This window comes from Paenibacillus sp. FSL R7-0333 (assembly GCF_038000365.1).
Lineage (GTDB): Bacteria > Bacillota > Bacilli > Paenibacillales > Paenibacillaceae > Paenibacillus_AQ > Paenibacillus_AQ silagei.
Window position 1 is genome coordinate 2,786,124 of the sequence record NZ_JBBOBZ010000001.1, and the last position, 26,598, is coordinate 2,812,721.

Consider the following 26,598-nt stretch of genomic DNA (forward strand, 5'->3'; position numbering starts at 1 on the left):
ATCATACAACCCTGTCAAATATACTGCTAACCCGGTTTATTCATAAACCGTAGTACGGGAGGGCACATGAACAATTTTTTTAGCAAATACAGTCGGGCTATTATAATTCTTGAAACGCTACTTATTGCGGTACTCTCACTATTGCTGATACGGGAAGTCAACAAGCCAGCCCCTCTGGTCAGGGACCAGCGGAACTTGATTACGCATTTTGATCAGCTGGATTTGGACAGAATTACAGAAATGATACATAGATTTAAGGAAGGTAAGGGAGATAACCTCACCATGCTGGAGTGGGGTGTTGACAGCGGGCCGTATATTCATGATTTCTACAACGATGGCAGGGTGCTGCACTGGACGGTGGACAACAGCCGGGACTGGGCAGGCGACGGCGGGAAGATTGAATATGTGTGCAGAGCGATAGGGCTTTCCGAGACTCAGGAATTCTATAACGTAGAGCTGACGGATTGTGAGAATCAGCCGGATGATTTCGTGGTTCATCCGGTTTCTTTCCGCAAGGATGAGCTATAAACTGGAATTAAGAAGGATATAGGGACCAATTGAAATAAAGTGGGGGGATGCTTCATGTCAATGTCTGAGTATTACCGGGAGCTGCGCGGGAAGGCCGGAGGCGGGCTGTTAATGATGCCGTCTGTAGCGGCTGTAGTAAGAGATGAACAGGATCGGATTCTGCTGATCCGCAAAAAGGATGAGACCTTATGGGGCCTGCCAGCCGGAGCGGTTGAACCTGGAGAGACCCCGTCCAGGGCGCTGCGCAGAGAGGTGTTCGAAGAGACCGGCTTAATGGTTACGCCTGAACAGATTATCGGCGTATTCGGCGGTGAGAAATTCAGATATGAATATAGCAACGGGGATCAGGTAGAGTACACGGTTATTGTATTTGAATGTGTCATTGTTAAAGGCCAGCTCAGGAGCCTGGACGGGGAGGCGGAAGAGCTGAGATTCTTCAAGGAAGATGAACTGCCCGGGCTAACAATCCCTTATCCCCCGAAGCTGTTCATGCGGGATGCAGCTGCGCCCAGGAAGGTTATATTTGATTGAAGGTTGTATTTGATTAATGAAGGAGTAGTTACGATTGCTGATTTTGAATTTACAATCCAGAATGATCTACTGCGGTGCAGTACTGCTAGCCGCCCTGCTGGGTCTTGCGACCAGGGCATACGGGAACCAGTTGCCGCACTTTGTCAGCGAACACTTTGGGGATGCGATCTGGGCAGGTATGATTTACCTTGCCTTCCGGGTGCTGCTGATCCGGCATCCGCTATGGATGTCCCTTGTCCTTAGCCTGTGCTTCAGCTTCGGAATTGAATTCAGCCAGCTCTATCAGGCAGAGTGGATTCTGCATGTGCGTGCTTCAACCCTTGGCAGCTTGATTCTCGGCCACGGGTTTCTCTGGATTGATCTGGTCCGGTATACAGCCGGAATTCTGTTCTGCTGGACGGTGGACCAAATCTTACAAAATTGATTCTGGATTCTATAGGAAGAAGAATATATATTAAGTGAGGCGATCCGGTCTGTAATAATCTGGAACAAGAATGCCGGTCATCTGCCGAATGCTGCCTGATTTGGAGATGAGTAACCGTAAATGACGAACAGCTTATTAGTGGTATGTCTATTGACTCTGATTATTCATACGGCGGAGACCTTGTCGTATTCGGTGCGTTTTGCCGGAGTGAAGCTGAACAAGATCGCCATCGCATTATCCCTGACCGGAATTATCGTGCTGGTCTCCAGAACTGCAAATATGGTACAAGGCCCCTTAACGGCGAAGTTCGTAGATTATGCCAAAGCTGACGACAGCTTCCCGCTGCTCAACTATCTGCGGATTATTATGCTGGCTTCTTCACTGGGGACATTGATCGCCATCGCCTTGTTCCCGACCTTCGTAGGACTGTTCGCAAGAGTGATCTCCAAGCTGGAGATCGAAGGATCTATCCCTAAGCTGCTGACGAGTGTAACGGTCAGCCAGCTCAAGAATACGCGCAAATATATCCGCAGACCGAAGGTCAGGCTGAGCAGCTTCCGTTATCTTGGAATTCCCAAGCGCTTCATCGTGATGAATGTCTTCGTGACGGCCTTCTACACGGTAGGCGTGTTATCCTCGATGTATGCGGCCAAGCTGTTGCCGGCGTTCAGCACCACTGCTTCCCAGGCATCGGGCCTGATTAACGGGATAGCAACCATCCTGCTGACGGTGTTCATCGATCCGCAGCTGGGAATCATTACGCACAAGGCAACCGAGAATGCGGAATACCGTGACCAGCTCGGGAAGATCTATGTACTCCTGATGGGCTCGCGCTTCCTGGGATCACTGCTGGGCCAAGCCCTCCTGGTACCGGGAGCCTTCATCATCACCTGGCTGGTGAAGCTGCTCTGACCCTGATGAATATGCTACTTCGGCTACTTCGGCAGCTTCAGCTCTGCGGCACGGAGCGCCGTGCTGATCTGTTGCTCCCAGCCGTACAACTGTCCGGCCATAGTACGGATCTCCTTCATCCGGTTATAAGACAGCTTCATTGCAGCCGCAGCCTGGGTAGCGTCTCCCGCCTGGACCGCGGCTTTGTAGCGCTTGTCGGACTCGGTTCTCTCTGATTGTGTGGCTGAGAATAGCTTGTTCTGGGCTGCAATCTGCTTCTTGAGCAGGGTGATGGGGGCAAGGGCATCCTTAGCCGGCTTGTTCTTCGCGGCAGTTAACGCTTTGGCTTCTGCCAAGGCTGAGGTGGCCTTCTTCACTTCAGCCCGTGCTGCGGTAGCGGCAGCCTTAAGCTTATTGCGCTTCAGCTCAAGCACAGTGGCACTCTTCAGATTGCTTACCTTGCGGGCAGCGGTGATCTGTTTGCTGAGAGCAGTATACTGGTCCAGGAGCGGAGCATGCTTCTTCTGCACCGCTTCCGAGGCAGCCTTAAGCTTGGCGAGCTGGGCAGCATTAGTGGCTTGAAGCTGCTTGTTCACTGCGGCAAGTGCGGCGTTATTCTGCTTGCGCAATTCCTGATTCCGCTGGAGATCAGACTTCAGCGATGCCTGTAGACCCGTATAGTCTGTATACAGATTATGAATTTCGTCCAGCGCAGAATCCCAACCGGAATCGGCAGAGACACCGGACAAGGGAGATGTACAAAGTGACAGCAGTATCACCAGCACAAACAGCCTTCTTACAGCTCTTCCCGAGAAAGGTGTAACAACTCCCATACCTCTCCAATTCGTCAAGCCCATGAATTTAAACATTGCATTCAGCTCCTCTGATTGTTCATTTGGCAATAGACACAAAGAAGCACCTCCAAGAAAGGCATGAACTGCCTGTCCTGCGAGGTGCTTCTCCCGCTTAACGTGTGCTATTGTGCATTTACTATAACTCCGGTGAACCCGTATAGTCAAGCATTTTTAGGAACATTAGTTCGTGGGATGGGAATTTTATCTTCTTTTGTGTATATGACTCTGCCGGAAAATCTAGTAGAATGTATCTGTAGTTTACAATATTATATAATGTTCGACATCTTGGTACTCACAGGAATGGGAGATGCATTATGCAGCTTAGACATGTGAAAATAAAAGGAACAGGCAAATATTTGCCGGAGCGTGTAGTTAGTGATGCAGAGCTTGATCAGATCCTTGGCACAACACCGGGCTGGGTGAATAAAATCACCGGCGTCGGCACCCGCCATTATGCCAATACAGATGAAACCGCCTCCTTCATGGGCGCAAGAGCTGCTGAAGCGGCCCTTGCCGATGCAGGCCTCAGCTTCAGTGAGGTCGATTGTCTGGTGTGTACGAGCGGAACCAAGGAGCAGCCGCTGCCGAGTACCGCCGTGTTCATTCAGCAGGCCATGGGGCAGGCTGATTCCGGTGTGCCGGCTTTTGATATCGATGCGACTTGTCTCAGCTTTCTGGTGGGGCTTGATGTAATGTCCTACATGGTGGAAGCGGGCAGATATAAGAATGTGCTGCTGGTGGCCACTGAGATTGCATCGGTGGGGCTGAACTGGCAGGATAAGGAGAGCTCGGCCTTGTTCGGTGACGGAGCGGCAGCGGTGGTGATCGGACCTGCGGAGACCGGTGATTCCTCGCGGATCCTCCACGCTTCGCTCAAAACCTACAGCAGTGGTGCGCGTTATTCGGAGATTGCCGGGGGCGGGACCAGACTGCATCCCCAGAATTATACAGCAGAGGATGCACTGCCTTATCTGTTCCATATGGATGGACAGGCTATATTCCGCAAAGCGTCCAAGCTGCTTCCGGATTTCATTGCAGACATGCTGAGCGCCACAGGCAATAAGATGGACGACTTCACGCTGGTCATTCCCCACCAGGGCAGTGCAATGGCGATGCGTCTCCTGCGTAAAAAGCTGGAAATTGCCGAGGACCGCTTCCTCGACAATACCGCAGGCCATGGCAATACGATTGCAGCGTCCATCCCGATGGCGCTGCATGAAGCGATCCGTCAAGGCCGGATAACGCGCGGAGAGCGGATCATGCTGATCGGCACAGCGGCAGGGCTGTCTCTGGGAGGCATGATTATTGAGTACTGAGGCCCGGCGTATTCTGATTACCGGCGGACGCGCCCCGGTAGCCCTGGAGCTGGCAAGGCTGTTCAAGGCTGCGGGCCACCGGGTATACGTGGCGGAAAGTGCTGAGTATCATCTGTGCCGGGTATCCTCTGCCGTTGAGGCCAGCTTCCGGGTGCCTGCCCCAAGGCATCACCCGCAGGCATATGTCCAGCGCCTGGCTGCGTTAACGGAAGAACTGGAAATTCATTGCCTGATTCCGACCTGCGAGGAGATATTCTATATCTCTGCCGGTCTTGAGCATTTGACGGGGTGCCGCGTACTTACGCCAGACCGGAGTATTCTGGCCGGGCTGCACCATAAAGGGGAGTTCATGATCCTGCTCCGTTCGCTCGGCTTCAAGGTCCCGGACACGTTGCTGATCAGCAGTGCAGAAGAATGGCGGGGAGCCGTGATGCAGGCAGCGCAGGAGGGAGAGCAGCGGGTCTACAAACCTGCATATTCCCGCTTTGCCTCGAAGGTCATTCTCCCGGATAAAAGATCCGCTTCAACTAATCCGCATAACCGCGTTCCGGGAGAAATAGAGCCTCCAGCCGGACTATCGGCCGGGGCTCCCTGGGTATCCCAGGAGTACATTCAAGGCAGAGCGGTTTGTACGTACAGCATACTTCACGAAGGCACAGTTGTGGCGCATGCTGCGTATGACAGCAGGTACAGAACGGGGCGCAGCGGGGCCAGCGTTTATTTTGAACCGTTGGAGCATCCTGCGGCTCTGGAATGGGTACAGCGGTTCGCCGCAGCAACCGGCTTCAGCGGCCAGATCGGATTCGATTTCATCGAACCGGAGAACGGGACGCTGTATCCGATTGAATGCAATCCGCGCGCTACAAGCGGGATTCATCTGTTCACGCCGGAGGAAGGACTGACGGAGGCGCTGCTCAATCCCGGACCGCTCGTACAGAGCGGAACAGTCATTGTTCCGCGTTCAGCCCGCACAGCCATGCTGACACTGCCCATGCTGGGCTGCGGGCTGAAGCCGGGACCCGGGGGCTTCGGCAGCTGGCGGCAAGCGCTGCTTGGAGCAGCAGATGTGGTCTACCGCAAGGATGACCGCCGCCCTGCCCGCGAGCAGTTCCGCATAGTATACGCCGCCTGGAAGACAGCCAGGCGGCACCGCATCTCGATCACAGAGGCGTTAACTGAAGATATAGAATGGAATGGTGAGGCATGACCAAAGCGCTGGTAACAGGTGCAACCGGATTTCTTGGACGGCATACCGCCCGGAGGCTGGCCCGGATGGGCTGGGAGGTCTACGCGCAGGGACGCAACCCGGAGCAGGGAAAGCAGCTGGAGCAGGAAGGTGCAGTGTTCCTGGCCGGGGATCTGCGTGACCCGGAGACTGCCTATGGCTTTTGCCGGGGAATGGATGTGGTGTTCCATTGTGCAGCCTTGTCGTCACCCTGGGGGAAGTACAAGGAGTTCTATACATGCAATGTGGAGGCTACAAGCCATATCGTAGAAGGGTGCAAACGGCATGGCGTAGGAAGGCTGGTTCATATCTCCACGCCCAGTGTGTATTCCAGCCAGCGGCCCCGCTTCGGCATCCGGGAGAGTGATCCGCTTCCCGGCCGGCCGGCCAATGCTTATGCAGCAACGAAGCTGATTGCCGAGCAGGTTGTCCGTCAAGCTTCGAGTGAAGGGCTTACCGCCTTCATGCTCCGGCCCAGAGCTATATTCGGCCCGCTGGACAACGCCCTGTTCCCCCGGCTGCTGGCAGCGAATGAGAGCAAGGGGGTGCCGTTGATGAATGGCGGAGCGGCCAAGCTTGATCTCACCTGCGTAGATAATGTAGTCGATGCCATGCTGCTCTGCTGTGAAGCCCCGGTGTCTGCTTCCGGCAGCGTCTACAATATTACCAATGGTGAGCCCCTGAGGTTCGAAGAGCTGGTCACCCGGCTATTCTCTCTGCTCGGGGTTCCGCTGCACACCCGGCGATTGCCCTACCCGGTAGCTTATACCGCAGCGGCCTTAATGGAGGGGATCTACAAGGTGCTGCCTATCCCGGGTGAGCCGCTGCTTACCCGTTATTCTGCAGCCGCACTCGGTATCTCCCAGACACTGGATATAACACTGGCCCGCGAGCAGCTGGGTTATCAACCGCGTATAACAACAGACGAGGGACTTCGTGCCTTTGCAGAATGGTGGAGGGAACAGCAATGATTACAGAAATTCCAGTTGAATTATCTATACTGTCTGCGGGCTATTGCCTGCATCCCGAGCGTCTGACGCTGCGTGGAGGCACACTGAAGCCGGTTGCCTTCCCGGCAGGTTACGCACTGATCCGGCATCCGGAATACGGACCCATTCTGTTCGATACGGGCTACAGTGCGCGTTTCTTCCAGGAGACAGCAAGTCTGCCAGCCTCTCTATACCGCAAGATCACTCCGGTTGTCTATAGAGAGGAAGAGAGTGCAGTGCGGCGGTTGCAGGCAGGCGGGATCTCGCCGGAGGAGGTGCGGTATGTGGTGCTGTCGCATTTTCATGCCGACCATATCGGCGGGGTACGGGATTTCCCGCAGGCACAGTATATTTATTTGCAGAAATCTTACGATGCCGTAAGCGGGCTGGGTCCGGTGCGGGCGACGAAGGCGGGATTCCTGCCTGGGCTGCTGCCGGATGACTTCATCCTCCGCTCCATTCCTGTGGCTGAAGCCTCAGCGAAGCGTGCGTTGCCGCAAGGCCTTCCGTTCACGGACGCCTATGATCTGCTTGGAGACGGCAGCCTGCTGGCGGTTGAGCTGTCCGGCCATGCCGCCGGGATGATCGGCGTATTCGTCTCCACCGCCCAGCATGATTATCTGCTCTGCGCAGATACAGTCTGGTCGAGCCGGGCGTTCCGGGAGAACCGCAAGCCGCATCCGGCAGCAGGCTTGATCATGTCCAGCCGCACAGAATACCACCGCAATTTCGAGCGGCTGCGCCAGCTGCATGAACAATTTCCCCTGCTTCGGATTGTGCCCAGCCATTGCCGCGAGGCGCTTGCGCACTGGGGAACGGGAGGTGTGACATGAAGCGGCTCAGGCTGGTAATCACCCATTACATCCTCACCAAGTGGGGCAGACGCTGGAAGAACCGGGCAGCACTCGAGCAGTGGCAGGAGAAGCGTATCCGGCTTCATGCAGATAAGGTGAGGCAGCGCTCGAAGTTCTACAGGGAGCTGTGGGCAGGCATTCCGTCCAAGGAATGGCGGAGTTTCCCGGTGATCGGGAAGCCGGAGATGATGGAGAATTTCGATCAGCTTAACACTGCGGGTATTACGAAGGAGCAGGCCTTTGCCGAGGCCTATGAAGCGGAGAACAGCAGGAACTTCAAGCCTACGCTGCAAGGCGTCACCGTCGGCTTGTCCTCGGGAACCTCCGGCAACCGGGGGATTTTTCTCGTTGGCGAAGAAGAGCAGGCTGCCTGGACCGGCACGGTGCTGGCAAAGCTTTTGCCGGGTGGACTGTGGAAGCGGGCGAGCATTGCATTTTTTCTGCGGGCAAATAGTAATTTGTATGAATCTGTGAAGCAGGGACGGCTGCAGTTCCGGTATTTCGATCTGCTGGAGCCGCTTCCCCGGCTCTTGACCCGTATGAAGGAGTACCAGCCGGATATCTGGATTGCACCGCCGTCCATGCTGCGTCTGCTGGCTGAGGCACAGCAATCGGGTGAGATGAATCTGCATCCCCGCCGGATCATTGCGGTTGCGGAAGTGCTTGACCCTCTCGACCGGCAGCAGATTGAGCAGACCTTCGGGCAGAAGGTCCATCAGGCTTATCAGTGTACCGAGGGCTTCCTCGGTGCGACCTGCAGTCACGGAACGCTGCATCTTAATGAAGATATTGTACATATCGGCAAAGAAATGCTGGATGAAAAATCACGCCGGTTCGTGCCCATCGTGACTGATTTCTCCAGAAGTGTGCAGCCCATCGTCCGCTACCGGCTGAATGATATTCTGACCGAAGCGGCGGAGCCGTGTCCCTGCGGTTCACTGTGCACGGCCATTGAGCGGATCGAAGGACGCTGCGATGATATCCTGTATCTGCCCCATACGGCAGACGGCACGCACCTTACAGTATTCCCTGATTTCGTTACCCGGGCTGTGCTGGCGGCTTCCGCAGACATTGAGCATTACCGGGTCATTCAGCACAGCCTCACTGAGCTGGAAATCTCCTATCGTACACGAACCGGCACTGATCAAGGGACGGAGCAGCAGATTACTGCAGAACTGACGCGCTTGTTCGCCAGGCTGTCCTGCATCCCGCCGCAGCTGACTTTTACCGTCTACAGCTTCGTGCCCGGAACTGTGAAGCTGCGCCGTGTGGAGAGGGGCTGGAAGCCGTGAAGGACCGGGTAACGCAGTATGACCGCGATTCTGTGACCGGGCTGGACTGGCCGGATACGGAGTACGGGCGGTATGCCCGGGAGTATCTTACTCCGCTGCTGGAGCGGGGAGCGCAACCTTTTATCGATAATGTGAGTACAACTATTAAGGTGTTGACCATCGATGGGCTGCCGGTTCCGATTACCGTCAACGAAGCAGACTATGACAATTCGTATGTATGCTCACCCTATACCCACTATGTCAGCTATGCGCGTGAGGAGCTGGCGCTGCTCAATAACCGGCTTCTAGAGGGCCTATTGTCGCTAATGCTCTCAGGCATGGGCTGGATGCTGCGACAAGCACGGTTCAACCGGGTGGTTCAGGTGAATAACTGGCTGCTGTCCACCAATCTGTATCCTGCCTTAAGTGCGGAACAGCTGACGGCGATACTGGATTACCTCCGGCAGACTTATCCGGGTTATACCTTAATGTATCGTTCGCTTAGCCGGGAGACTTCGGGAGAACACATTGTCAAATTGCAAGGATATGGCTGCAAGCTGGTTCCAAGCCGTCAGATCTACCTGCTGCATCCGAATACCTCCGGCTCGAAGGCCAGGTGGCTGGTCAAACGCGACAGGAATCTGCTGGCGAAGCACGGCTATACTGAGGTGGGCCCGGAGGAGATTACACGGGAGGACATTCCCCGGATCGTGGAGCTGTACAGACTGCTGTATATCGATAAATATTCGGCCTATAATCCGCAGTTCACCGAAGCCTATATTGCCCTGGCGCTGGAGCGGCGGACCTTGCAAATCTACGGTCTGCGCAAGGAGGGAAGGCTGGATGCGGTGCTTGGCTTCTATGAGCGGGAGGGTGCGATGACTGCGCCATTGTTCGGTTATGACACGAGTCTGCCTCAGTCTTTAGGACTCTACCGTATGCTGTCCGCTGTGCTGATCGGGCTTGCGGGCAGCAGGGAACTATTACTGCACGAGAGCTCCGGCGTCGGCCAGTTCAAGCGCAACCGGGGAGCGGCCGGAGCCACCGAATATTCGGCGGTGTATGACCGGGGCACCTCTCTGCTGAGCCGCTGCGGCTGGTCCATCCTGGAGCTGCTGCTCCGGCGGATCGGCATGCCGCTTATTCAGAGGCTGAAGCTGTAGGCGGATTCATAACCTGTTAACTTGAGAAAAATGAAAGGAGGTGCCCAATGAACTCTAATCCAAGCCAGCTCCAAGGAATTGATCCGGTTGCGCTGATTACCGGGACCTCCAGCGGATTCGGGCTGCTGACTGCAATTACGCTGGCCCGCAGAGGGTACCGGGTCATTGCCACCATGCGGGATCTCGGCCGCAGCAAGGAGCTTGTTCAGCAGGCTGAACAGGCGGGGGTACGGGAGCGCATTCATCTGCTGGCACTGGATGTGACGGACGAAGCTTCGATTGCTTCTGCCGTTCAGGCTAGTCTTGAGCTCGCCGGCAGAATTGATGTGCTGGTGAACAATGCCGGCTTCGCCGTAGGCGGATTCGTGGAAGAGGTCAGCATGGAGGAATGGCGAGGGCAGATGGAGACCAACTTTTTCGGACTGGTTGCCGTAACGAAGGCGGTGCTTCCCCACATGCGGGTCCAGCGCAGCGGCCTGATCATTAACGTGAGCAGTGTCAGCGGCCTGAGCGGATTCCCGGGCTATGGTCCGTATGCCGCCTCGAAGTTTGCGGTGGAAGGGTTCAGCGAGAGTCTGCGCCAGGAGATGCTCTCTTTTGGCGTCCGCGTTGTACTGGTTGAGCCGGGCTCCTTCCGTACCCCCATCTGGGACAAAGGGATTACGGGAATGCACAGAAGTGAAGGCTCCCCGTATCACACCAGGCTTGAAGAGGTGCTGCGGTACTCCCGGCGGGCGTCCGAGACGGCTCCCGATCCGCAGGAGGTGGCTGACCTGATTGGACGGATCACTGCCAAGCGTGCGCCGAAGCTGCGCTATCCTGTTGGCCGGGGCTCGCGGGTGCTGATGATCGGCAAGGCCCTGCTTCCCTGGAAGGTGCTCGAGGGCATCATTTCGAGGTCACTGCGGGCGATGAAGTGAGTGCATTGCTGTCCGGTATTGTACCGGTATCACAGGCAAGAATGGAACAGGAGGGTTGCTTTTGCCGGGAACAGTTGGATTACATATATGCTTTGATGAGCAAGGCCGGGAGATTGAGGTGCTGGATGTGACCCGGGTCGACAAGGATATCTACCGGATTGAGGAGACGCCGATTTTTAACCCGGGGATTGCGCTTGGCGACATTATCAGAGTGAGTGAGCGTGAGGGGATCGCGTATTACATTGAGACGGTGAAGAAGTCCGGGCTTGTCCGGTATGCCTGGCTGCTCAGCAAAGAGGCGGCGGCTTCCGGCGAGATCCGCAGCTTCACGGAGCGGGTTACAGAGCATGGGGGCAGATGGGAGCAGATCTTCGGCGGACTGCTGGTAATTTATCTGCCTAAGCACTCTCTAGTAGACGCGGAGCTGGAAATGTCGCGGATTATTGAGCATTTTGAAGGCTAATTATATGAATCTGAGGTGAAGGAAGTTGAAAAAATTCTTGAAGCAGTGGGTGCCGAGTATTGCCATTGGCATTATTCTATCCTTATTTATTCGTACCTACGTAGCAGAAGCTATGCGTGTGCCTACCGGCTCGATGATTCCGACTATAGCGATTAACGACCGGCTTGTGGTGGACAAAATGCTCTGGAATACCTCGCTGAAGCATGGCGATATCGTGGTGTTCCATCCGCCGGTCGCCGAAGATGCGCATAAAAGATATGTAAAACGGCTGATTGGGCTGCCGGGCGATGTGATTGAGATCAAGGAAGGCAAGCTGTACCGCAACCATGAGGCTATTGCCGAGCCGTATCTCCAGGAAGCGATGACCTATACCTTCGGGCCGGTCACCGTTCCCGCAGACCATTATTTTTTTCTGGGCGATAACCGTAACGTCAGCTATGATGCTCACCTATGGGAGACTCCGTTCGTAGACAAGGATGCGCTGATCGGCAAGGTACTGTTCGATGTGAACCAGTTGTTCTAAATCGGGTAGTCTACCACCACAACGTTCTCCAGGATTCCCTCCAGCATGGACACGAACTTCTGATGGGCCGGATGCGGCCCGTACTCACGCAGGGCTTCCTGATTCTGAAAGGTCACGCGGAGACCCAGCGTATAGCCGTGGACATTCTCCTGCTCCTCGGTTACATTAATGCCTGCTGTAAGGTCAATGATGCCGGGGATTTGCTTTTTCAGCGCCAGCAGTGCTTGTAACAGGGCTTGCTCCTGGCTTGGTTCGAATTGCTCATTGAAGCGGAAGACGACGAGATGCTCAAACATATTGGATGGATCCCCCTTGGACAAAGTGTTGGACTGCATTAGCGATTATACTACAAATTGGACGGATGGAGGTTGAATACGTTGACCGGAGATTCCCTAGCCATAACCGACCGAATCAAAGTGCCTAATCCTGTTATAGCCTTGATAGGTGTGCTGATTCCCATAATTATTCTGGCACTGCCCCCTAACCTCGACCCGGATAGGCATTTCTATTTATACTACATCAGACTGGTGTGGATTGGACTCAGCATTGCGGCCTGCCTTTTCATTCTCATCAACGCGCTGCGCAAGGAAGGCCAGCTTCAATGGGGGACAGATTCGCTTATTATTCGCAAAGAGCGCATCTCTGCGTCAGGGATTAAGGTCATTTACATAGATGGTCCGATAGTAGGAATATTGCCTGCAGGCAAACGGATTGTCCCGGTTAATCTCTGCTTCAGGTTCACAGAAGACACGGTAGCGGTGAGGAAGAGACTAATGTACTGGGCAGAAGAGAACGAAATTAGGATAAAATACAAGAGATTTGTCAGATGGCTCTGAACAGAATATGGAAAGGCGTCTAAAGACAGGGATTCTATAGCACTAGATTACGGGGAGTTTGTGACTTTGACCGGATTGTTACTTTACCGTCTGTTGACTATGATCAAGTGGGGCATAACGGAATATTCCTAATCATACAAAAGGGGTGCTGGTACTTGAAAGTACATGTCACGGATCTGAAGCACGGTGATTGTCTCATGGCAGACACTTTCAATGGTGTAGGGCTGCACGTTCTCCCCAAGGGGACGCGTGTGGAGCGGGAAGAGATTAGTATCCTGATCCGGCACAAAATTGATTATGTCGATATCGAGCCGCGCAGCGGGCTGTATACGGACGCTGAACCTGCGCCCAGCCACGGGCTGCACGATGATTTTGATCTCGCTATTTTGAATTATGAAGCGATTTTTCTGGAAGCCTTGACGAAGGGCAGCTTCTCGCAGTCTGCAGTCGATGATACGTTGAAGCCGCTTCTGGAGACCTTGGAGGGGCAAAAGGATGTTGTCTCCCTGCTGCTCCTGCTGGACCGGGATGACATCGATACATATCACCACTCATTACAGGTGGGCTTATTATCCTATTACATTGCAGCGTGGATGGGTTACTCCAAGGAGGAGCGTTACCAGATCAGCCGTGCGGGCTATCTGCATGATATCGGCAAAAGCCAAGTGCCACTATCGATCCTGAACAAGCAGGGTCTGCTGACGGATTCCGAGAAGGATGAGCTGGCGCGCCACACCTTCTATGGCTATGATCTGATCCGCGGCTCCCAGATGGACGAGGTTACCGCGCTGGTAGCCCTCCAGCATCATGAGTATGAGGATGGCTCAGGCTATCCGAATCAGCTGCTCAAAAAAGAGATTCATCCGTACGCCCAGATTGTTTCGGTAGCCAACATCTATATGTCGCTCACCACTTCTACTGCGAACCGTCCCAAGCAGGGGCTGGTTACCGTGCTGCGCAAGGTGCATGAGATGGGCTTCGGCAAGCTGAATGAGACGGTGGTGCAGGCATTGACCGGACATTTACTGCCGAGCTTCGTGGGCAAGAATGTACAGCTCAGTAACGGCGAAGTGGGCATGATCGTCATGAACAACCCGCTGGACCTCTTTAAGCCGCTGGTAAAAGTAGGCGAGGGCTTCCGGGATTTGTCGCGTGAACGCAGCCTGTCCATTGATGAAGTGGTGAACTGAATAACCAGATGAAGAGGAGCTGTCAACAGCGCCCGCTTCTAAAGAACGGCCAGACTGTCCTTTTGGACGGTTTGGCTTTTTTTCGTAGGCTGAGAGAAGAAAGGAGGACAGACCTGAGGGTCCCGGTGACAGGAGGAAGGTTTGTGTTCACGTCATAGATTGGCTATGATTAATGAGAGATGGAAGAGTTGTATGGAGATTATAGTCATTCTGTACAACAGCATAAAGGAGAAATGAAGATGCATACCGACAACCAGTTAGAGAAATTGAAGCAGCTCAAATATGAGCTTACCCGCTTTATGATGATTTACAAGTTCGCTCTTGCCGAGATGGAGACCAAGATAGATATCCTCAAAGAGGAATTCCAGCTGCTTCACGACTATAGCCCCATTGAGCACACCAAATCCCGGATCAAATCCCCGGAGAGCATTATGAAGAAAATGCTGCGCAAGAACAGTGAGCTGTCCCTCCCGCAGATCAGATCCAGTATTAAGGACATCGCCGGGCTGCGTATCACCTGTTCGTTCATTTCAGATATTTATCAGGTCAGCGCCATGCTCCAAAAGCAGGACGATCTCAAGGTGCTTGAGGTGAAGGATTATATTAAAAACCCGAAGCCGAACGGTTATCAGAGTCTGCATCTGCTTATCGAGGTTCCCGTATTCATGTCGGACTGTCAGGAGCATGTCTGTGTTGAGGTACAGATCCGCACGATTGCTATGGATTTCTGGGCCAGTCTGGAGCATAAAATTTTCTATAAATACAGCCAAGCGGTTCCTGAGCATCTGACCCGTGAACTTAAGAATGCGGCTGACAAGGCGTACGAGCTCGATCTGCAGATGGAGCGGCTGCACCGTGAAATTAAGGAAATCAAGGATTCGCAGGAGGACGAAGATCCATTCTCCGAGTTGCGGGATATGATTCTTAACAATCAACAGTTCAGTCTGCCGGATAACTTTGTTAAGCTGTTGAAGGAATAGATGATGGTTTCACAAGAAAGACATGTACATACAGGGGGTATCAAGGGAGCGATTACAGGATGAGTGACAAGCATCTTCGAACCATTCTATGCGTCAGATATTCTTGGAGCAGCCAGAGCCGGAATCAAGTCCTGCTGGCTTAACCGGAACGGACAGCCCTGGGAGCTGGAAGTGAAGCCGGATGTTACGGCGGGAACACTGGAAGAAGCCTATGCGCTGTTGTCACCCGAAAATGGTATGATATCCAAACAACAATAATAAAGGAGCTGTGAGCGAAATGAACGACAATGTGGAAGAGCAGGAGCTGGAATTGTTAAAATACCCGATTGGAAGATTCGCCGCTAAGGGGAACCGTACAGCAGAAGTGCGGGCAGCATCGGTTGCGGTCTTTAGTCAGTTGGCAGATGAGTTGCGGGCAGCAGTAGAACCGCTAACGGCGGAACAGCAGCATACCCCTTACCGGCCGGGCGGCTGGACTGTGGTTCAGGTCGTGCATCATCTCGCCGATACGGGCATGTATGCATACCTCCGCTTCAAGCGGGGTCTGACGGAGGAAGCACCGCAGGTTCCAAGCTACAGACAGGATCTGTGGGCGGAGCTGAGCGATTCTTCCAACGAACCGGTGGAATCCTCACTCCAGCTCATCGGACTGCTTAACCGCAGATTCGCGAACTTACTGGAATCCTTGCAGCCTGAGGACTATAACCGGACCTTTGTAAGCGGTGGTCTCGGTGAGATGACACTAGATACCGCAGTGGAGAGGTACATCTGGCACAGCCGCCATCATATCGCGCAGATTACAGCTTTGATCCAGCGAAGCGGCTGGTAACGATAACTTTGTTGTACCATGAACAGACGGAGAGGGTGTGTACCTTCCGTCTTTTTATTTTGTCCGGAACCGGAAAAGGGTGTGGAGGCCCAACGAGTAAACGGGGAGTCTGGAGTGTATACGAAAAACCGAATACAATGGGCGTGGTGTCCCGAATGCTATGTGGAAAACAGCATACATTGGGGCAGAAACGGGGCCTCCGGTCAAAATGTATGTGGAAAACAGCATACATTGGGGCAGAAACGGGGCCTCCGGTCAAAATGTATGCGGAAAACAGCATACATTCGGGCGGAAGTGGGGCTCCGGTCAAAATGTATGTGGAAAACAGCATACATTCGGGCGGAAGTGGGGCTCCGGTCAAAATGTATGTGGAAAACAGCATACATTCGGGCGGAAGTGGGGCTCCGGGCGAAATGTATGCGGAAAACAGTATACATTCGTGAGGCTGCGGGGCATGTGAGACGTTACTCCTTTTATGGTTGCAGCCCCATCCAGCCCAGCCCGTCCGCCCAATCCATTGTCGAATTGACCTGTCCAGCTAAGTATTCAGCTTAAGGGGCAAATTTACTGTGCGGCGGAGCTATTCATCGTCACCTGGGCATGGGCGGATACATATCCTATAACCAGAACGATAAAAAACGGCCCCGAGGAAAGGACGGATTTGTGTGACCTCTTATATGGACTATACGTCGCCCAATACACAGTTTACGTTTGATATGAACGGCAACACCTTATTCAAGAAGGATGACTGCAATTATATCAACGTACTGGGCATCAAAAATCTGAACACCCTGGAGAATACCTCGCTGCTCGATATCTATCTCAGCAGATCCAATGTGGTCGAGCCGCATTATCATCAAAATGCCGCTGAGCTGGTGTATTGTATCTCGGGCGCGGCTGTGGTGTCGCTGATCAACCCGTTTACGAACGAGCTGCTGCATTTTCCGATCACCCCGGGTCAGGTTGCCAATGTGCCGCAGGGCTGGTGGCATTATGAAGTGGCCACGATGGATTGCACCCATCTGCTGGCGATCTTCGATGCTCCAACACCGGAGGTCATCCTCGGCTCGGATCTTCTGAGCTTAACTCCGGCTAATGTGCTGGCACATACCTACTGCCTTAATGAAGCGCTGGTTAAGGAAGCACTCGCTCCGGTGAAGCCACAGACCTTCATTGGTCCGCCTGCGGATTGCTGTCCTCCTGTGAAGGCGGCAGCCGAGAATATGAAGGGAACCCACATCGCTCCTGCCAATATGACGCCGATGATGGCTAATGCGAACATGCCGCCTTACATGCACCCGCAGCAGGCTCCGCAATCCTTCGGATACCAGCCGATGACGGTACACGGTTATTATGCTCAGCCGTATGCCCAGCCCTACCGCCAGCAGCAATACGTCCAGGCTCCTCCGCAAGCAGTGCATGAGGCGGGGGCCGAATAACAAAAATCCAAAGGGCACAAACGGCAGCGTATTCTGTGAATGCAGAATGACGCTGCCGAATTTTTTTCAAATATAATTATATGTTTCACATGATAACTTATCCTTCTATTTCTCGCTGAAACGGGTGCCATCCCTGAAAGGACGGCAAAGCCGTTTCTACTTGGATCCAAGAAGGGATAGCTTGTCTTCAATGATGCTGATCTGGAACCTGGAAGGAACGCAGATAATTCTGAATATCCTCCTGCGGGGTCTCAAGCAGACCGGCCAGCATGTTTTGAATAGCGTACAGGGCAGCAACCTTTTCGTCGATTTCGGTGATTTTGTCGCGGACGAGTTCCTTTAAGGTATCTTCATCCATCTTCGAGCCGAGCAGGGCAAGCGCCGCCTGGATTTCTTTCAGTGAATAGCCCAAGGACTGGGCATCCTTGATGAACTTCAGCTTCACCAGAATATCTGCAGAGTAGATCCGGTATCCCTTAGCGGTCCTTTCCGGGGCTGGCAGGATGCCGCTGTCCTCATAGTAACGGATGGTTGCCGCACTCAGCCCCGCCTGCCGCGCCAGCTCACCACGGGTCATTCCCTTCATCTGGCATTACCTCCTGTATTTTGATATCTATCTGCTCCTATGGTCTCTTGTGCGTGTAGGCCGGTTCAAAGCTCACTTCCGGGTATTCGGCCGATGGACCGTTCAGCAGCGCCTGCGGCTCATCTAGCAGATACTGATCGAAAAATGACCGGACATAGGTTCTGCTTATATCTACAGTATGCACCGGATCAAGGCCATTGGCGAATAAGGAGGGCGACAGCAGGGCTATATCCGTAAAACTCTGGTGAATGAAATGATCCACTGTCAGATAATAGGTATCCCGGGTGCTGCGGCTCATAACTGACTTCAGATCCGGCGTGAATTCTTCATAGATCAGGGGATCTGTGTTCGCTTCGGGATGTGCAAGATTCTGCGCAGTCGTTCCGGACATCATATACATAAAAGGCTGCGTCAGCCCTTCACGGGCAACCTTGCCCCAGAACCCGCCTTCCAGACTGACACCGGCCTTAAACCGCTTGTCCTGGGCTAAAGCTTCGGCGGTTGTCGCCCCGCCATAGGAATGGCCGAAGATCCCCGCACGGCTGAGATCAAGCCTGCCTTGGAACAATCCATTCGGGTCTTGGGTATTCCAAGCCGTCAGGGTGTCCAGCACAAAGCTGGCGTCCGCTGTACGGATTGCGATTCCGTTCACATTGTGATTGTAGAGCTCTGCAGAAGTATTGAATTCGGGATCAGGCACGTAATACACCGAAGCGCCGTCCGGGTAAGTGACCTTGGCTGAGGTGTAAGGATGATCGATCCCTACGACAATATAGCCGTGGCTGACCAATTCTTCGATAATCGACATACTCTGGAATCGGGTAGAGCGGATTCCCGGCGAGAACAGCAGGACCGGATAGCTGGGTTCTTGTGCCGATAGCTTCACTCCGTCTGTAACATGAGTAGGAATATCGGTCACATGGCTGAATAGCTGTTTCGGCAATCCGAATACAAGGCTAATGGCTTCGCCTAGTGCGGAAGGGTAATGCTCCTTAGGCTTACCCTCAGTCTGGTCAGGATCGGCCGGATACCATACATTAACCATCAGCTTACGTTTGCCGCCTTCCTCAGCGCTCAGCGTCTCGTCACGCTGCTCATCGGTAAGCTCGCGTGCGATCGTCCCGATGGCATATTGCCCTGTTGGCTCAGGTTGCGTGAACATCGGCAGCAGCCTGGACGCATAGACGGATACTCCTGAAAGAAGGAGGATGCATATCAGCAGCAGACTTTTCCATAACTTCGCATACCGCTTAGGCCGGCCCGTTCGGGGACGCCTCACAAGTCTGAATCCGAGTATGCTCACCAGCCCGAGCGCTGCGGCGTAGGCCGGAGCCATCTGGATACGGTAATTCTCCAGCACCCCATGCAGCACCACAGCCATAACGACAGCCAGCAGCATAAGGGTATTCAGCCCCCAGTTTTTCTTGGCCCCTATCATTCCTGCTGTAACAGCCAGAATCACCACAATGACTATAATCTCAAATATTCTCATTTGTACTCCCTCCAACTCTATTCATCTGGAATAACTAGAGTATAAAGGTTGAAGTATACTTCAGGGTCAAGGCTTAAATTATAATCTATGGTAGAATCAAGTTAGATTAGGATAAGCGGACAAGCACCCGGCCCCGGGTGCCCGACTGGAGAATATCCTGAAGCGCCACAGGCAGCTCAGTCAGGGAAATCTCACGGTCCACCAGCGTATCCAGCACCTCCGGCTTCATGTCACCTGCCATTCGCTGCCAGAGCTTGGTCCGTGTCTCCATAGGGCAAGCTACGGAATCGATGCCGAGCAGACTGACTCCGCGCAGGATAAACGGCAGGACGGTGGTCGGGACAGCCGTGCCTGCGGTTAAGCCGCTTGCGGCAACTGCGCCGCCGTAGGCGATTTTGCTCAGGACTGCAGCAAGCGGCGCACCCCCGACTGAATCTACTGCGGCCTGCCAGAGCTGCTTGTCCAGCGGCTTCACCGCAGTGCCCGCGACCTCTTCGCGGGAGATCACCTCAGCAGCACCCAGCTCCTGCAAATATCCGGCTTCTTCTATTCTGCCGGTACTGGCAGTGACCAGATAGCCCAGCTTCGCCAGGATGGCGGTTGCCGCGCCTCCGACACCGCCGGTGGCACCGGTTACGAGCACTTTTCCCTGATCAGGGGTCATTCCTTGAGCTTCCAGCGCCTGCACAGACATCGCCGCCGTGAATCCGGCCGTTCCGTAGATCATTGCTTCCCGCAGCGTCAAGCCCTCCGGGAGTTCAACAACCCAGTCCGCAGGGATACGGGCGTATTCGCTGAAGCCGCCGAAGTGGGAGACGCCGATCCCATAGCTGGTGGCAATCACAGACTGGCCTTCGCGGAAGCGGCTGTCCTTCGATGAGACTACCATCCCTGACAGGTCAATCCCTGGAATGAACGGATAATTTCGCACAATATTTCCATTCGGGATACTTGCCAGCCCGTCTTTATAGTTTACACTGGAATAAGCTACCTTAATTAACACTTCACCGGCGGGCAGTTCCTGCAGCGATACCGGTCTGACCTCTACGGAGAATGGTTCTGTCTTGTCCACTACCAATGCTTGAAAAGGGTTCCGCATATCTTCTCTCTCCTAATTCGTGTTATATTTGTTTGGTTCAAAGATAAGAATCCATAGGCTTCGCGCCATTACTATTGTGGCCTGTCAATTAAGGAAACACAATGATATCCTACACTAAATGCTTACAAAGGAGCGTTCATAATGAGAGTGAAAATACGTAAAACCGTGCTTACCGCAGCAATCTGCCTCGTTCTGGGCGGGGGAGCACTATACGGGTTCGCAGCATCTGATTCCGCCTCGGCGGTACACCGGCTGCGTCTAAGTGAGGACGAGCCTGCACGGTATTTGCAAGGGTTGGAGTCTGTGACTCAAGATCAGCTGGAGCTGTCGCTTGGCGATCAGAGTCGTCCGGGTAATTATATCAGCATCCCTAATCATACAGAATTGCTATGGAGGAAGCCGGTGCCGACTCCGGAAGGTGAAGGGGAGCTGATCAAGTTCGTACAGGGGGGAAGCGCGGTCTATCCTACTCCTGAAGTTACTTATTATTGGCTGTGTTATCAGCGTCCCGGCAAGAGTGACAGCGATGATACGGTCACCTACTATATAGAAGCAAAAGTATTGGGGCAAGATGAAGAGGCTGCGGAAGCAGAGCTGCTAAAGCTGGCTGAGGATTGGGAAATTCCCGGTTAACCCGGATTTAATTGTGAACAACAAGTGAACTGTAGTATATTGAGGATAGAATTCATCCGTCTGATGAGGGAGGCATACTCTATGTCCATTGCAACAACGATGATTATCCGGCTTGAAATCCGCAAGGCCGAAGCTTCTTTTGGTGATGTGGCGTCCAGGCTGGCAGCAGCCGGCGGCGATATTGTAGCGATTGACGTAATCCGTGGCGGCAAGGATGTGACGACCCGTGACCTGACTGTGAATGTGCAGGATGCGGCGAATGAAGAGATTATAAGTGTGCTGAAGAATATGCCTGGAATCAAAGTCATCAATGTCTCCGACCGCACCTTCCTGGCCCATCTCGGCGGCAAAATCGAGGTTACCCCGAAGATGCCGATCAAGAACCGGGAGGATCTGTCGCTGGTGTATACCCCTGGTGTGGCGCGTGTCTGTACGGCGATTGCCGAAGATCCGTCCAAGGCGTATTCCCTGACGATGAAAAGAAATACGGTAGCGGTCGTCACCGACGGCACCGCTGTGCTGGGGCTTGGCGATATCGGACCGGAGGCGGCGATGCCGGTGATGGAGGGCAAGGCCATGCTGTTCAAGCAGCTGGCAGACATTGATGCGTTCCCGCTGTGTCTGGACACGAAGGACCCGGAAGAAATCATCAAGATTGTGAAAGCGGTTGCTCCCGGCTTCGGAGGGATTAATCTGGAGGATATCAGCTCGCCGCGCTGCTTCGAGATTGAACGGCGGCTGTCGGCGGAGCTGGATATTCCAGTCTTCCATGATGACCAGCACGGAACGGCAGTAGTTGCTCTCGCCGGATTGCTGAACGCGCTCCAGGTGGTGGAGAAGTCGATTGCAGACTCCAGAATTGTAGTCGTCGGCATCGGTGCGGCAGGCGTGTCGATCTGCCGTCTGCTGCTGGCGGCTGGCGCGAAGCAGCTCTACGCGGTAGACAAGGAGGGAATCCTGAACCGGAACGAAGCCTATACCAATGCTGAATGGAGCTGGCTGGCCGAAAGTACGAATCCTGAGAATCTGAGCGGAGGACTGGATGAGGCGGTGCGCGGAGCGGATGTCTTCATTGGCGTATCCAGGGGAGGGATTTTGCAGGTTAGCCATCTGCAGAGCATGGCCCAGGACAGCATCGTGTTCGCTATGGCTAATCCGACTCCGGAGATTGAACCGGATCTGGCGGAGCCTTACGTCCGGGTGCTGGCAACCGGCAGAAGCGATTACCCTAACCAGATTAACAACGTGCTGTGTTTTCCGGGGATTTTCCGCGGGGCGCTGGACTGCCGGGCCAAGACGGTGAATCTGGAGATGAAGCTGGCAGCGGCGCAGGCCATTGCAGCCGTGGTGCACCCGGATGAGCGGAATGAGCAATATATTATTCCGAGCATTTTCAACGAAAAGGTCGTGGAGCAGGTACGTCTGGCTGTCATCCGGGCCGCTATCGCTACCGGCATCGCCCGGCGCATCCCGCCTGATGTGAGCTGAGGAGCACGCTGAGCATTAGGAAGGTGAACAAGCTGTGGCCTTAGGCTGCGGCTTTGTTTGCGTCTGCTTTTGCGCAGAAGTATATAGTTGACCAATGTGGGAGCCGGGATGCCAGGGGCCTGGGAACGATGGGTTGTGGACTACGGCTTACGCCGGTGCTTATGGGAGAGGTGGGAGGGGACGACTGGCTGGAATTAGATGGATTTTGTACACTTGCTGGTGGCTGTTTGGGGCATGGCGCGACAACAATTGGATTAACAACACTTAATTATCGTAATTCAAGTAAAGCGTTTAAAAGTTGAGTTAACAGTTGTGCTTTTTCCACTTGTTTCCCGGAAATCCCCGAAATTCGAGAAATTAAGATACGTTTGTCCACTTGCTTCCTACCGGAGGATTGGAATCCTTTAAAATCAGGCTTCGCTGTTTATATATAAGGGGCAGCATGGTAAAATATACAAATGGATACAATGATTCTTTCATTCAGGAGGGCTTATGTACCGCAAAATTCATATTATGGGAGCTTCCGGGGCGGGAACGACAACCTTGGGCAAGGCGCTGGCGGCGAGGCTTCCGCATGTTCAGTTGGATAGTGACGATTACTACTGGGAACAGAAATACAGCATCAAGAGCGATATTGCCGCACGTCTGAGCAGACTGGAGATGGACTTGAAGCGCAATGAGCCTTGGATTCTGTCCGGTGCGCTCTGTGGCTGGGGTGATCCGCTGCGCGACACCTTTGACCTGGTGATTTTCCTGTGGATTCCGGAGGAGATCCGTCTGCAGCGGCTGCGGGCGCGGGAGTATGAACGTTACGGGGATGAGGGTTTGCCGGGCGGAGACAAGTATGAGGATGTTGAGAGCTTCATTGACTGGGCAGCGCAGTACGATACGGGCGGAATGGAGATCCGCAGCCGGATGCTGCATGAGGAGTGGATGACCGGGCTAAGCGGCGATCTTTTGCGGCTGGAAGGAGACCTTACGGTGGAGGAACGGGTGGAGGCAGTACTGCAATACCTATCCCGTTCACGTTAATGTTAATGTAATCTATGGGAAAAGGAGGCTGACCATGAAGAAGATAGTGCGTGCGTTGCTGCTTCCGGCAATTCTGCTACTGCTGCTGACGTCCTGCAATACCGAAACGACCCATTTCAACTATACCTTCAAGGGCGAGGGGGACACCTGGTCAGGCGTCTATAAGCAGGAGGCCAGCCAGAAGCTGATTACGAAGAAGGATAAAGTGACAAGTGAAAGCTCCAAACAATATACCTTCGATTTGAAATACAAGGGTGAGCAGTCTGATCTCGAAGCGATTAAACAGATGAAATATACTTACAAAGGCAAAGGAAGCGGCGGTAGCCAAAATATTGAGGCCCCAGTTCTTGCAGGAATGCTAAAAATGGGCGGTTCTGGAACTGGCACTATAGAGAAAGAGGACTCCGTCATTAAAGTCACTGTCGAGTGGGACGGGAAGAGTGAGGAGTTTGAGCTCAAGAATGAGAAGTAGGGAGGCAACCTGCCATGGTAACGATAGAACAAATTGAATTCGCATCACTGGGAGCACTGAACACACTCTACGATGAATTAATAGGCGGGCCGACGGACCCGGTGAAGCTGGAAAAGGCCTTTCGGACCATCCGTGAGGATGAGCGGTATGTACTGCTGGGAGCTTTTGTAGATGGGGAACTGCTGGGCTCCTTGATGGGGATAGTCTGCCAGGACTTAGTGGGGGATTGCCGCCCGTTCATGGTAATTGAGAATGTGGTCGTGTCTTCGCGCGCACGGCGGCAGGGGCTTGGCAAGAAGCTGATGACTGCGATCGAAGCGATTGCGCATGAACGGGACTGTTACTATATCATTTTCGTGTCGGGGGAGAAGCGGAAGGAAGCACATATTTTCTATGAGGCGATGGGGTACAGGGAAGAGAAGGTTGAGGGATACCGCAAGCATCTCAGCTCGCATTAGGGTGCATAGAGGACATAAAAGTTTGGGAAAACTGAAAATTGCCCCGGCATATTCTGGTTTTCGCCATCAATTGTACTTCATACATTAGATTTTCGGATATTTGCCTGAAATGGACCCTTTTAAGAAATTCTATTGCAGCAAATACATTAGAATGCGTTTTGGAGCGCTTTTTTTCCGATTCTACTGTACATAATGCAATTACCTGGCGGGAAATCTAAGAATGACGGAGAGTGGAATGCTCCTTCGTATATACTGGACAACATACTTTTTACAAAAATTGCACAACCAAGAGCAGGGAATGTCTCCCTGCTCTTATTTTAAGTTTGACCATCTCCATGATAGCGCTTTATAATCCGTTCATAGTGGCTAGGGCCAGAGGTCAAGACTACAGAAGGCGGGGGAGAATCATGAATCCAATATGCAAGGTGCTGATTGTGGACGATGAAATCCTGGTCCGGCAAGGGATTAAATATGTGCTGGACTGGGAACAGGAAGGATTTCAGATTGTGGGTGAAGCGGCCAACGGGCAGGAAGCGCTGAATTCGCTGCAGACCCTGCAGCCGCATATCATCATTACGGATATTGTGATGCCGGTGATGGATGGCGAGGAGCTAACTCGACTGGTGAAGCGCGATTATCCGGCTACCGAGGTGATTGTGTTAAGCAGCTTCAGCGAGTTCCATTATGTACGCTCGACGTTTCAGCATGGGGTGGCGGATTATATTCTGAAGCCGAAGCTGGAAGCCGGTGCCTTATTGCAGGTGTTAAAAAAAACCCGGGACCGTATTCCGGGACTGAGCAGCGCCGGGGGACAACAGAAGGCAGAAGCGCAGCCGCTGGATACCTTGCTCGGCCGGGTGCTGGCCGGTTACCGGCTGCCGCCAGAGAGCGAAGCGTATGTGAAGCAGCAGCTTCCGCATCACGCCTTCGCGCTCTTGGGCTGGGAACCGGTGCAGCAAGCACCGGGCGGCGAAGGCATGAATCATACCGCCATAAACGCGGTCAGCAGCGACAACGCTATGAATCATACCGCTATTAACGCAGTCAGCAGCAGCAATGCCATGAACCGTATCACCATCAATACTGCCAGCAGCGCAGCCAATGCACAAGAGGCCGCATCCGCTACCGTGGTTACCACTATTACCCGTGAACTAAACCAGTGTGTACCGGGACGGGTGCAGTGTATTATTCCAGTCGCAGAGCCTTCGGGCACTACATTCATGCTGATCAATCTGGAGGAAGCCCATTGGCCGCAGCTGCTGAAGGCTGTACACCAGTCGGCCGATACGCTTGCCGGGCAAGAAACGGAAATACGTCTGACGCTCAGCCGGAGATTCAGTTCGCTCAGCGAGCTGGCGGCCATCCAGCAGGAGAGCAATGCAAGACTACAGCAGTGCCGGTTTTTCCGGCCGGAGCAGACACTGCTAATCCAGAAAAAACGTCCAGATCCGGAGACTCCGCTGCCCAAGTTCAATCTGACGTCCTTCACAGAGCAACTGAAGCGGCAGCAGCTGGCGGAAGCGTTCGGTGACCTGCATCAGCATGTAGATGCGCTCAGCCGCCAGGATGACGGGGATGTGTATCAGTTCAAATCCTTCCTGGGCAATATCATCTTCAACATTACGAATCAGTTCAGTCATCTGCAGGAGCTGGAGGAGGGGAAATACGGCCTGTTCCGGGCCATCGATGAAGCGGGCACGGCCGAGCAGGCTATGCAGATTCTGGATGATTATCTGACCCGGATCATGGAGCTGACTGCATCGGCAGCGCCTGCACCGGGCGGAAATGCCAGTATGACGAAGCTGCTTCAGTACATAGAGGAGCATTATGCTGAGCCGCTGACCCTTACGGAGCTGGCCCGTCATTTTCATTTCAACCCTTCGTATCTGTCGAGCCTTTTCACGACCTACAATCACGAAGGCTTCAAGGAGCATCTCAACACGGTCCGCACGGGCAGGGCGGCAGAGCTGCTGCGGGCCGGGGAGGCACCCATAGCGGAGATTAGCAGCATGGTCGGATACGGCGATCACAGCTATTTTTGCAAAGTGTTCAAGAAATATTACGGCTTGTCCCCGAGCGGCTACCGGCGTCAGCATTACGGGCAGGAGTAGA

At 53.7% G+C, this 26,598-nt stretch carries 30 protein-coding genes; 25 read left to right on the forward strand and 5 right to left on the reverse strand.

Features of this window, described 5'->3' with window-relative positions; genetic code table 11:
• Positions 1–282 precede the first annotated feature (282 nt).
• The 4 genes from MKY86_RS11305 (at position 283) to MKY86_RS11320 (ending at position 2,395) form a co-directional block, all read left to right on the forward strand.
• Positions 283–528 carry a hypothetical protein gene (locus tag MKY86_RS11305; protein ID WP_340826894.1) on the forward strand — a complete coding sequence of 82 codons (246 nt, stop codon included), beginning with the start codon at positions 283–285 and terminating at the stop codon, positions 526–528.
• Positions 529–582: 54 nt separating this feature from the next.
• Positions 583–1,059 carry an NUDIX domain-containing protein gene (locus MKY86_RS11310; protein WP_076073992.1) on the forward strand — a complete coding sequence of 159 codons (477 nt, stop codon included), beginning with the start codon at positions 583–585 and terminating at the stop codon, positions 1,057–1,059.
• A 34-nt stretch (positions 1,060–1,093) separates the two neighbouring features.
• Positions 1,094–1,483: a ribosomal maturation YjgA family protein gene (locus MKY86_RS11315; protein WP_076073994.1), complete on the forward strand. Its 390-nt coding sequence runs from the start codon at positions 1,094–1,096 to the stop codon at positions 1,481–1,483.
• A 120-nt stretch (positions 1,484–1,603) separates the two neighbouring features.
• On the forward strand, positions 1,604–2,395 hold the full coding sequence (locus tag MKY86_RS11320) for a lipid II flippase Amj family protein (RefSeq protein ID WP_036729737.1): 792 nt from the start codon (positions 1,604–1,606) through the stop codon (positions 2,393–2,395).
• Between the two features lie 23 nt (positions 2,396–2,418).
• On the opposite strand, the gene MKY86_RS11325 is transcribed toward MKY86_RS11320, so the two are convergent.
• On the reverse strand, positions 2,419–3,243 hold the full coding sequence (locus MKY86_RS11325) for a hypothetical protein (RefSeq protein WP_083684328.1): 825 nt from the start codon (positions 3,241–3,243) through the stop codon (positions 2,419–2,421).
• A gap of 299 nt (positions 3,244–3,542) precedes the next feature.
• On the opposite strand from MKY86_RS11325, the gene MKY86_RS11330 reads away from it, so the two are divergent.
• The 9 genes from MKY86_RS11330 to lepB all read left to right on the forward strand — a co-directional run bounded on the left by MKY86_RS11330 (position 3,543) and on the right by lepB (position 11,952).
• Positions 3,543–4,544, forward strand: a complete 1,002-nt coding sequence (locus MKY86_RS11330; RefSeq protein ID WP_076073997.1) for a beta-ketoacyl-ACP synthase III — start codon at positions 3,543–3,545, stop codon at positions 4,542–4,544.
• Positions 4,534–5,751, forward strand: coding sequence for a hypothetical protein (locus tag MKY86_RS11335; protein ID WP_076074000.1), 1,218 nt, complete (start codon positions 4,534–4,536; stop codon positions 5,749–5,751). The genes MKY86_RS11330 and MKY86_RS11335 overlap by 11 nt, the downstream gene beginning before the upstream one ends.
• Positions 5,748–6,740, forward strand: coding sequence for an NAD-dependent epimerase/dehydratase family protein (locus MKY86_RS11340; RefSeq protein ID WP_076074002.1), 993 nt, complete (start codon positions 5,748–5,750; stop codon positions 6,738–6,740). Before MKY86_RS11335 ends, MKY86_RS11340 begins: the two co-directional genes overlap by 4 nt.
• A complete protein-coding gene (locus MKY86_RS11345) occupies positions 6,737–7,591 on the forward strand; it encodes an MBL fold metallo-hydrolase (protein ID WP_076074005.1) in 855 nt (284 codons plus the stop codon). The genes MKY86_RS11340 and MKY86_RS11345 overlap by 4 nt, the downstream gene beginning before the upstream one ends.
• Complete coding sequence (locus MKY86_RS11350) at positions 7,588–8,904, forward strand: F390 synthetase-related protein (RefSeq protein ID WP_076074007.1); 1,317 nt, start codon at positions 7,588–7,590, stop codon at positions 8,902–8,904. Before MKY86_RS11345 ends, MKY86_RS11350 begins: the two co-directional genes overlap by 4 nt.
• Complete coding sequence (locus MKY86_RS11355; protein ID WP_143803494.1) at positions 8,901–10,046, forward strand: GNAT family N-acetyltransferase; 1,146 nt, start codon at positions 8,901–8,903, stop codon at positions 10,044–10,046. The genes MKY86_RS11350 and MKY86_RS11355 overlap by 4 nt, the downstream gene beginning before the upstream one ends.
• Before the next feature lie 47 nt (positions 10,047–10,093).
• Positions 10,094–10,966 carry an SDR family oxidoreductase gene (locus MKY86_RS11360; protein WP_076074012.1) on the forward strand — a complete coding sequence of 291 codons (873 nt, stop codon included), beginning with the start codon at positions 10,094–10,096 and terminating at the stop codon, positions 10,964–10,966.
• Between the two features lie 61 nt (positions 10,967–11,027).
• Entirely contained in the window at positions 11,028–11,429 is a 402-nt protein-coding gene (locus MKY86_RS11365; protein WP_076074015.1) for a DUF4265 domain-containing protein, read from the forward strand.
• Positions 11,430–11,454: 25 nt separating this feature from the next.
• Positions 11,455–11,952, forward strand: a complete 498-nt coding sequence (gene lepB, locus MKY86_RS11370; RefSeq protein WP_076074017.1) for a signal peptidase I — start codon at positions 11,455–11,457, stop codon at positions 11,950–11,952.
• Here lepB and MKY86_RS11375 read toward each other — a convergent pair.
• Positions 11,949–12,248, reverse strand: a complete 300-nt coding sequence (locus tag MKY86_RS11375; RefSeq protein ID WP_076074020.1) for a Dabb family protein — start codon at positions 12,246–12,248, stop codon at positions 11,949–11,951. The two genes, lepB and MKY86_RS11375, sit on opposite strands and share 4 nt — an antisense overlap.
• 81 nt (positions 12,249–12,329) lie before the next feature.
• Here MKY86_RS11375 and MKY86_RS11380 point away from each other — a divergent pair, with 81 nt between their 5' ends.
• The 6 genes from MKY86_RS11380 to MKY86_RS11405 all read left to right on the forward strand — a co-directional run bounded on the left by MKY86_RS11380 (position 12,330) and on the right by MKY86_RS11405 (position 17,226).
• On the forward strand, positions 12,330–12,788 hold the full coding sequence (locus MKY86_RS11380) for a hypothetical protein (RefSeq protein ID WP_076074022.1): 459 nt from the start codon (positions 12,330–12,332) through the stop codon (positions 12,786–12,788).
• Between the two features lie 155 nt (positions 12,789–12,943).
• Complete coding sequence (locus MKY86_RS11385; protein WP_076074025.1) at positions 12,944–13,978, forward strand: HD-GYP domain-containing protein; 1,035 nt, start codon at positions 12,944–12,946, stop codon at positions 13,976–13,978.
• A 239-nt stretch (positions 13,979–14,217) separates the two neighbouring features.
• Complete coding sequence (locus tag MKY86_RS11390; protein ID WP_076074027.1) at positions 14,218–14,958, forward strand: GTP pyrophosphokinase; 741 nt, start codon at positions 14,218–14,220, stop codon at positions 14,956–14,958.
• Positions 14,959–15,021: 63 nt separating this feature from the next.
• The gene (locus tag MKY86_RS11395; RefSeq protein ID WP_076074030.1) at positions 15,022–15,216 is read left to right on the forward strand and encodes a hypothetical protein; all 195 of its coding nucleotides are present in this window, start codon (positions 15,022–15,024) and stop codon (positions 15,214–15,216) included.
• Positions 15,217–15,235: 19 nt separating this feature from the next.
• Entirely contained in the window at positions 15,236–15,787 is a 552-nt protein-coding gene (locus tag MKY86_RS11400; RefSeq protein ID WP_076074033.1) for a YfiT family bacillithiol transferase, read from the forward strand.
• Positions 15,788–16,452: 665 nt separating this feature from the next.
• Positions 16,453–17,226 carry a cupin domain-containing protein gene (locus tag MKY86_RS11405; RefSeq protein WP_445668063.1) on the forward strand — a complete coding sequence of 258 codons (774 nt, stop codon included), beginning with the start codon at positions 16,453–16,455 and terminating at the stop codon, positions 17,224–17,226.
• 187 nt (positions 17,227–17,413) lie between these two features.
• Here the strand turns inward: MKY86_RS11405 and MKY86_RS11410 are convergent, their stop codons facing one another.
• From MKY86_RS11410 to MKY86_RS11420, 3 genes are all read right to left on the reverse strand, one after another.
• On the reverse strand, positions 17,414–17,812 hold the full coding sequence (locus MKY86_RS11410) for a MerR family transcriptional regulator (protein WP_076074036.1): 399 nt from the start codon (positions 17,810–17,812) through the stop codon (positions 17,414–17,416).
• Between the two features lie 37 nt (positions 17,813–17,849).
• Positions 17,850–19,304, reverse strand: coding sequence for an alpha/beta hydrolase family protein (locus MKY86_RS11415; protein ID WP_076074038.1), 1,455 nt, complete (start codon positions 19,302–19,304; stop codon positions 17,850–17,852).
• Between the two features lie 106 nt (positions 19,305–19,410).
• Positions 19,411–20,403 carry an acrylyl-CoA reductase family protein gene (locus MKY86_RS11420; RefSeq protein WP_076074041.1) on the reverse strand — a complete coding sequence of 331 codons (993 nt, stop codon included), beginning with the start codon at positions 20,401–20,403 and terminating at the stop codon, positions 19,411–19,413.
• A gap of 141 nt (positions 20,404–20,544) precedes the next feature.
• On the opposite strand from MKY86_RS11420, the gene MKY86_RS11425 reads away from it, so the two are divergent.
• The 6 genes from MKY86_RS11425 to MKY86_RS11450 all read left to right on the forward strand — a co-directional run bounded on the left by MKY86_RS11425 (position 20,545) and on the right by MKY86_RS11450 (position 26,597).
• Positions 20,545–21,036: a hypothetical protein gene (locus MKY86_RS11425; RefSeq protein WP_076074044.1), complete on the forward strand. Its 492-nt coding sequence runs from the start codon at positions 20,545–20,547 to the stop codon at positions 21,034–21,036.
• Positions 21,037–21,117: 81 nt separating this feature from the next.
• Positions 21,118–22,524, forward strand: a complete 1,407-nt coding sequence (locus MKY86_RS11430) for an NAD-dependent malic enzyme (RefSeq protein WP_076074046.1) — start codon at positions 21,118–21,120, stop codon at positions 22,522–22,524.
• 492 nt (positions 22,525–23,016) lie between these two features.
• Positions 23,017–23,556: an AAA family ATPase gene (locus MKY86_RS11435; protein WP_076074049.1), complete on the forward strand. Its 540-nt coding sequence runs from the start codon at positions 23,017–23,019 to the stop codon at positions 23,554–23,556.
• Between the two features lie 34 nt (positions 23,557–23,590).
• A complete protein-coding gene (locus MKY86_RS11440) occupies positions 23,591–24,028 on the forward strand; it encodes a hypothetical protein (protein ID WP_076074051.1) in 438 nt (145 codons plus the stop codon).
• 14 nt (positions 24,029–24,042) lie between these two features.
• Positions 24,043–24,486 carry a GNAT family N-acetyltransferase gene (locus MKY86_RS11445; protein WP_076074054.1) on the forward strand — a complete coding sequence of 148 codons (444 nt, stop codon included), beginning with the start codon at positions 24,043–24,045 and terminating at the stop codon, positions 24,484–24,486.
• Between the two features lie 407 nt (positions 24,487–24,893).
• Positions 24,894–26,597, forward strand: a complete 1,704-nt coding sequence (locus MKY86_RS11450) for a response regulator transcription factor (RefSeq protein WP_076074056.1) — start codon at positions 24,894–24,896, stop codon at positions 26,595–26,597.
• The last annotated feature ends 1 nt before the right edge of the window (position 26,598 follow it).

Bases quoted from the DNA above. Each gene is read 5' to 3' on its own strand.
- MKY86_RS11325 (WP_083684328.1), bottom strand. From the start codon at position 3,243: ATGTTTAAATTCATGGGCTTGACGAATTGGAGAGGTATGGGAGTTGTT.
- MKY86_RS11350 (WP_076074007.1), top strand. From the start codon at position 7,588: ATGAAGCGGCTCAGGCTGGTAATCACCCATTACATCCTCACCAAGTGG.
- MKY86_RS11420 (WP_076074041.1), bottom strand. From the start codon at position 20,403: ATGCGGAACCCTTTTCAAGCATTGGTAGTGGACAAGACAGAACCATTC.
- MKY86_RS11410 (WP_076074036.1), bottom strand. From the start codon at position 17,812: ATGAAGGGAATGACCCGTGGTGAGCTGGCGCGGCAGGCGGGGCTGAGT.
- MKY86_RS11430 (WP_076074046.1), top strand. From the start codon at position 21,118: ATGTCCATTGCAACAACGATGATTATCCGGCTTGAAATCCGCAAGGCC.
- MKY86_RS11345 (WP_076074005.1), top strand. From the start codon at position 6,737: ATGATTACAGAAATTCCAGTTGAATTATCTATACTGTCTGCGGGCTAT.
- MKY86_RS11320 (WP_036729737.1), top strand. From the start codon at position 1,604: ATGACGAACAGCTTATTAGTGGTATGTCTATTGACTCTGATTATTCAT.
- MKY86_RS11305 (WP_340826894.1), top strand. From the start codon at position 283: ATGCTGGAGTGGGGTGTTGACAGCGGGCCGTATATTCATGATTTCTAC.
- MKY86_RS11440 (WP_076074051.1), top strand. From the start codon at position 23,591: ATGAAGAAGATAGTGCGTGCGTTGCTGCTTCCGGCAATTCTGCTACTG.
- MKY86_RS11340 (WP_076074002.1), top strand. From the start codon at position 5,748: ATGACCAAAGCGCTGGTAACAGGTGCAACCGGATTTCTTGGACGGCAT.
- MKY86_RS11310 (WP_076073992.1), top strand. From the start codon at position 583: ATGTCAATGTCTGAGTATTACCGGGAGCTGCGCGGGAAGGCCGGAGGC.
- MKY86_RS11360 (WP_076074012.1), top strand. From the start codon at position 10,094: ATGAACTCTAATCCAAGCCAGCTCCAAGGAATTGATCCGGTTGCGCTG.
- MKY86_RS11435 (WP_076074049.1), top strand. From the start codon at position 23,017: ATGTACCGCAAAATTCATATTATGGGAGCTTCCGGGGCGGGAACGACA.
- MKY86_RS11390 (WP_076074027.1), top strand. From the start codon at position 14,218: ATGCATACCGACAACCAGTTAGAGAAATTGAAGCAGCTCAAATATGAG.
- MKY86_RS11400 (WP_076074033.1), top strand. From the start codon at position 15,236: ATGAACGACAATGTGGAAGAGCAGGAGCTGGAATTGTTAAAATACCCG.
- MKY86_RS11425 (WP_076074044.1), top strand. From the start codon at position 20,545: ATGAGAGTGAAAATACGTAAAACCGTGCTTACCGCAGCAATCTGCCTC.
- MKY86_RS11330 (WP_076073997.1), top strand. From the start codon at position 3,543: ATGCAGCTTAGACATGTGAAAATAAAAGGAACAGGCAAATATTTGCCG.
- MKY86_RS11445 (WP_076074054.1), top strand. From the start codon at position 24,043: ATGGTAACGATAGAACAAATTGAATTCGCATCACTGGGAGCACTGAAC.
- MKY86_RS11415 (WP_076074038.1), bottom strand. From the start codon at position 19,304: ATGAGAATATTTGAGATTATAGTCATTGTGGTGATTCTGGCTGTTACA.
- MKY86_RS11450 (WP_076074056.1), top strand. From the start codon at position 24,894: ATGAATCCAATATGCAAGGTGCTGATTGTGGACGATGAAATCCTGGTC.
- MKY86_RS11375 (WP_076074020.1), bottom strand. From the start codon at position 12,248: ATGTTTGAGCATCTCGTCGTCTTCCGCTTCAATGAGCAATTCGAACCA.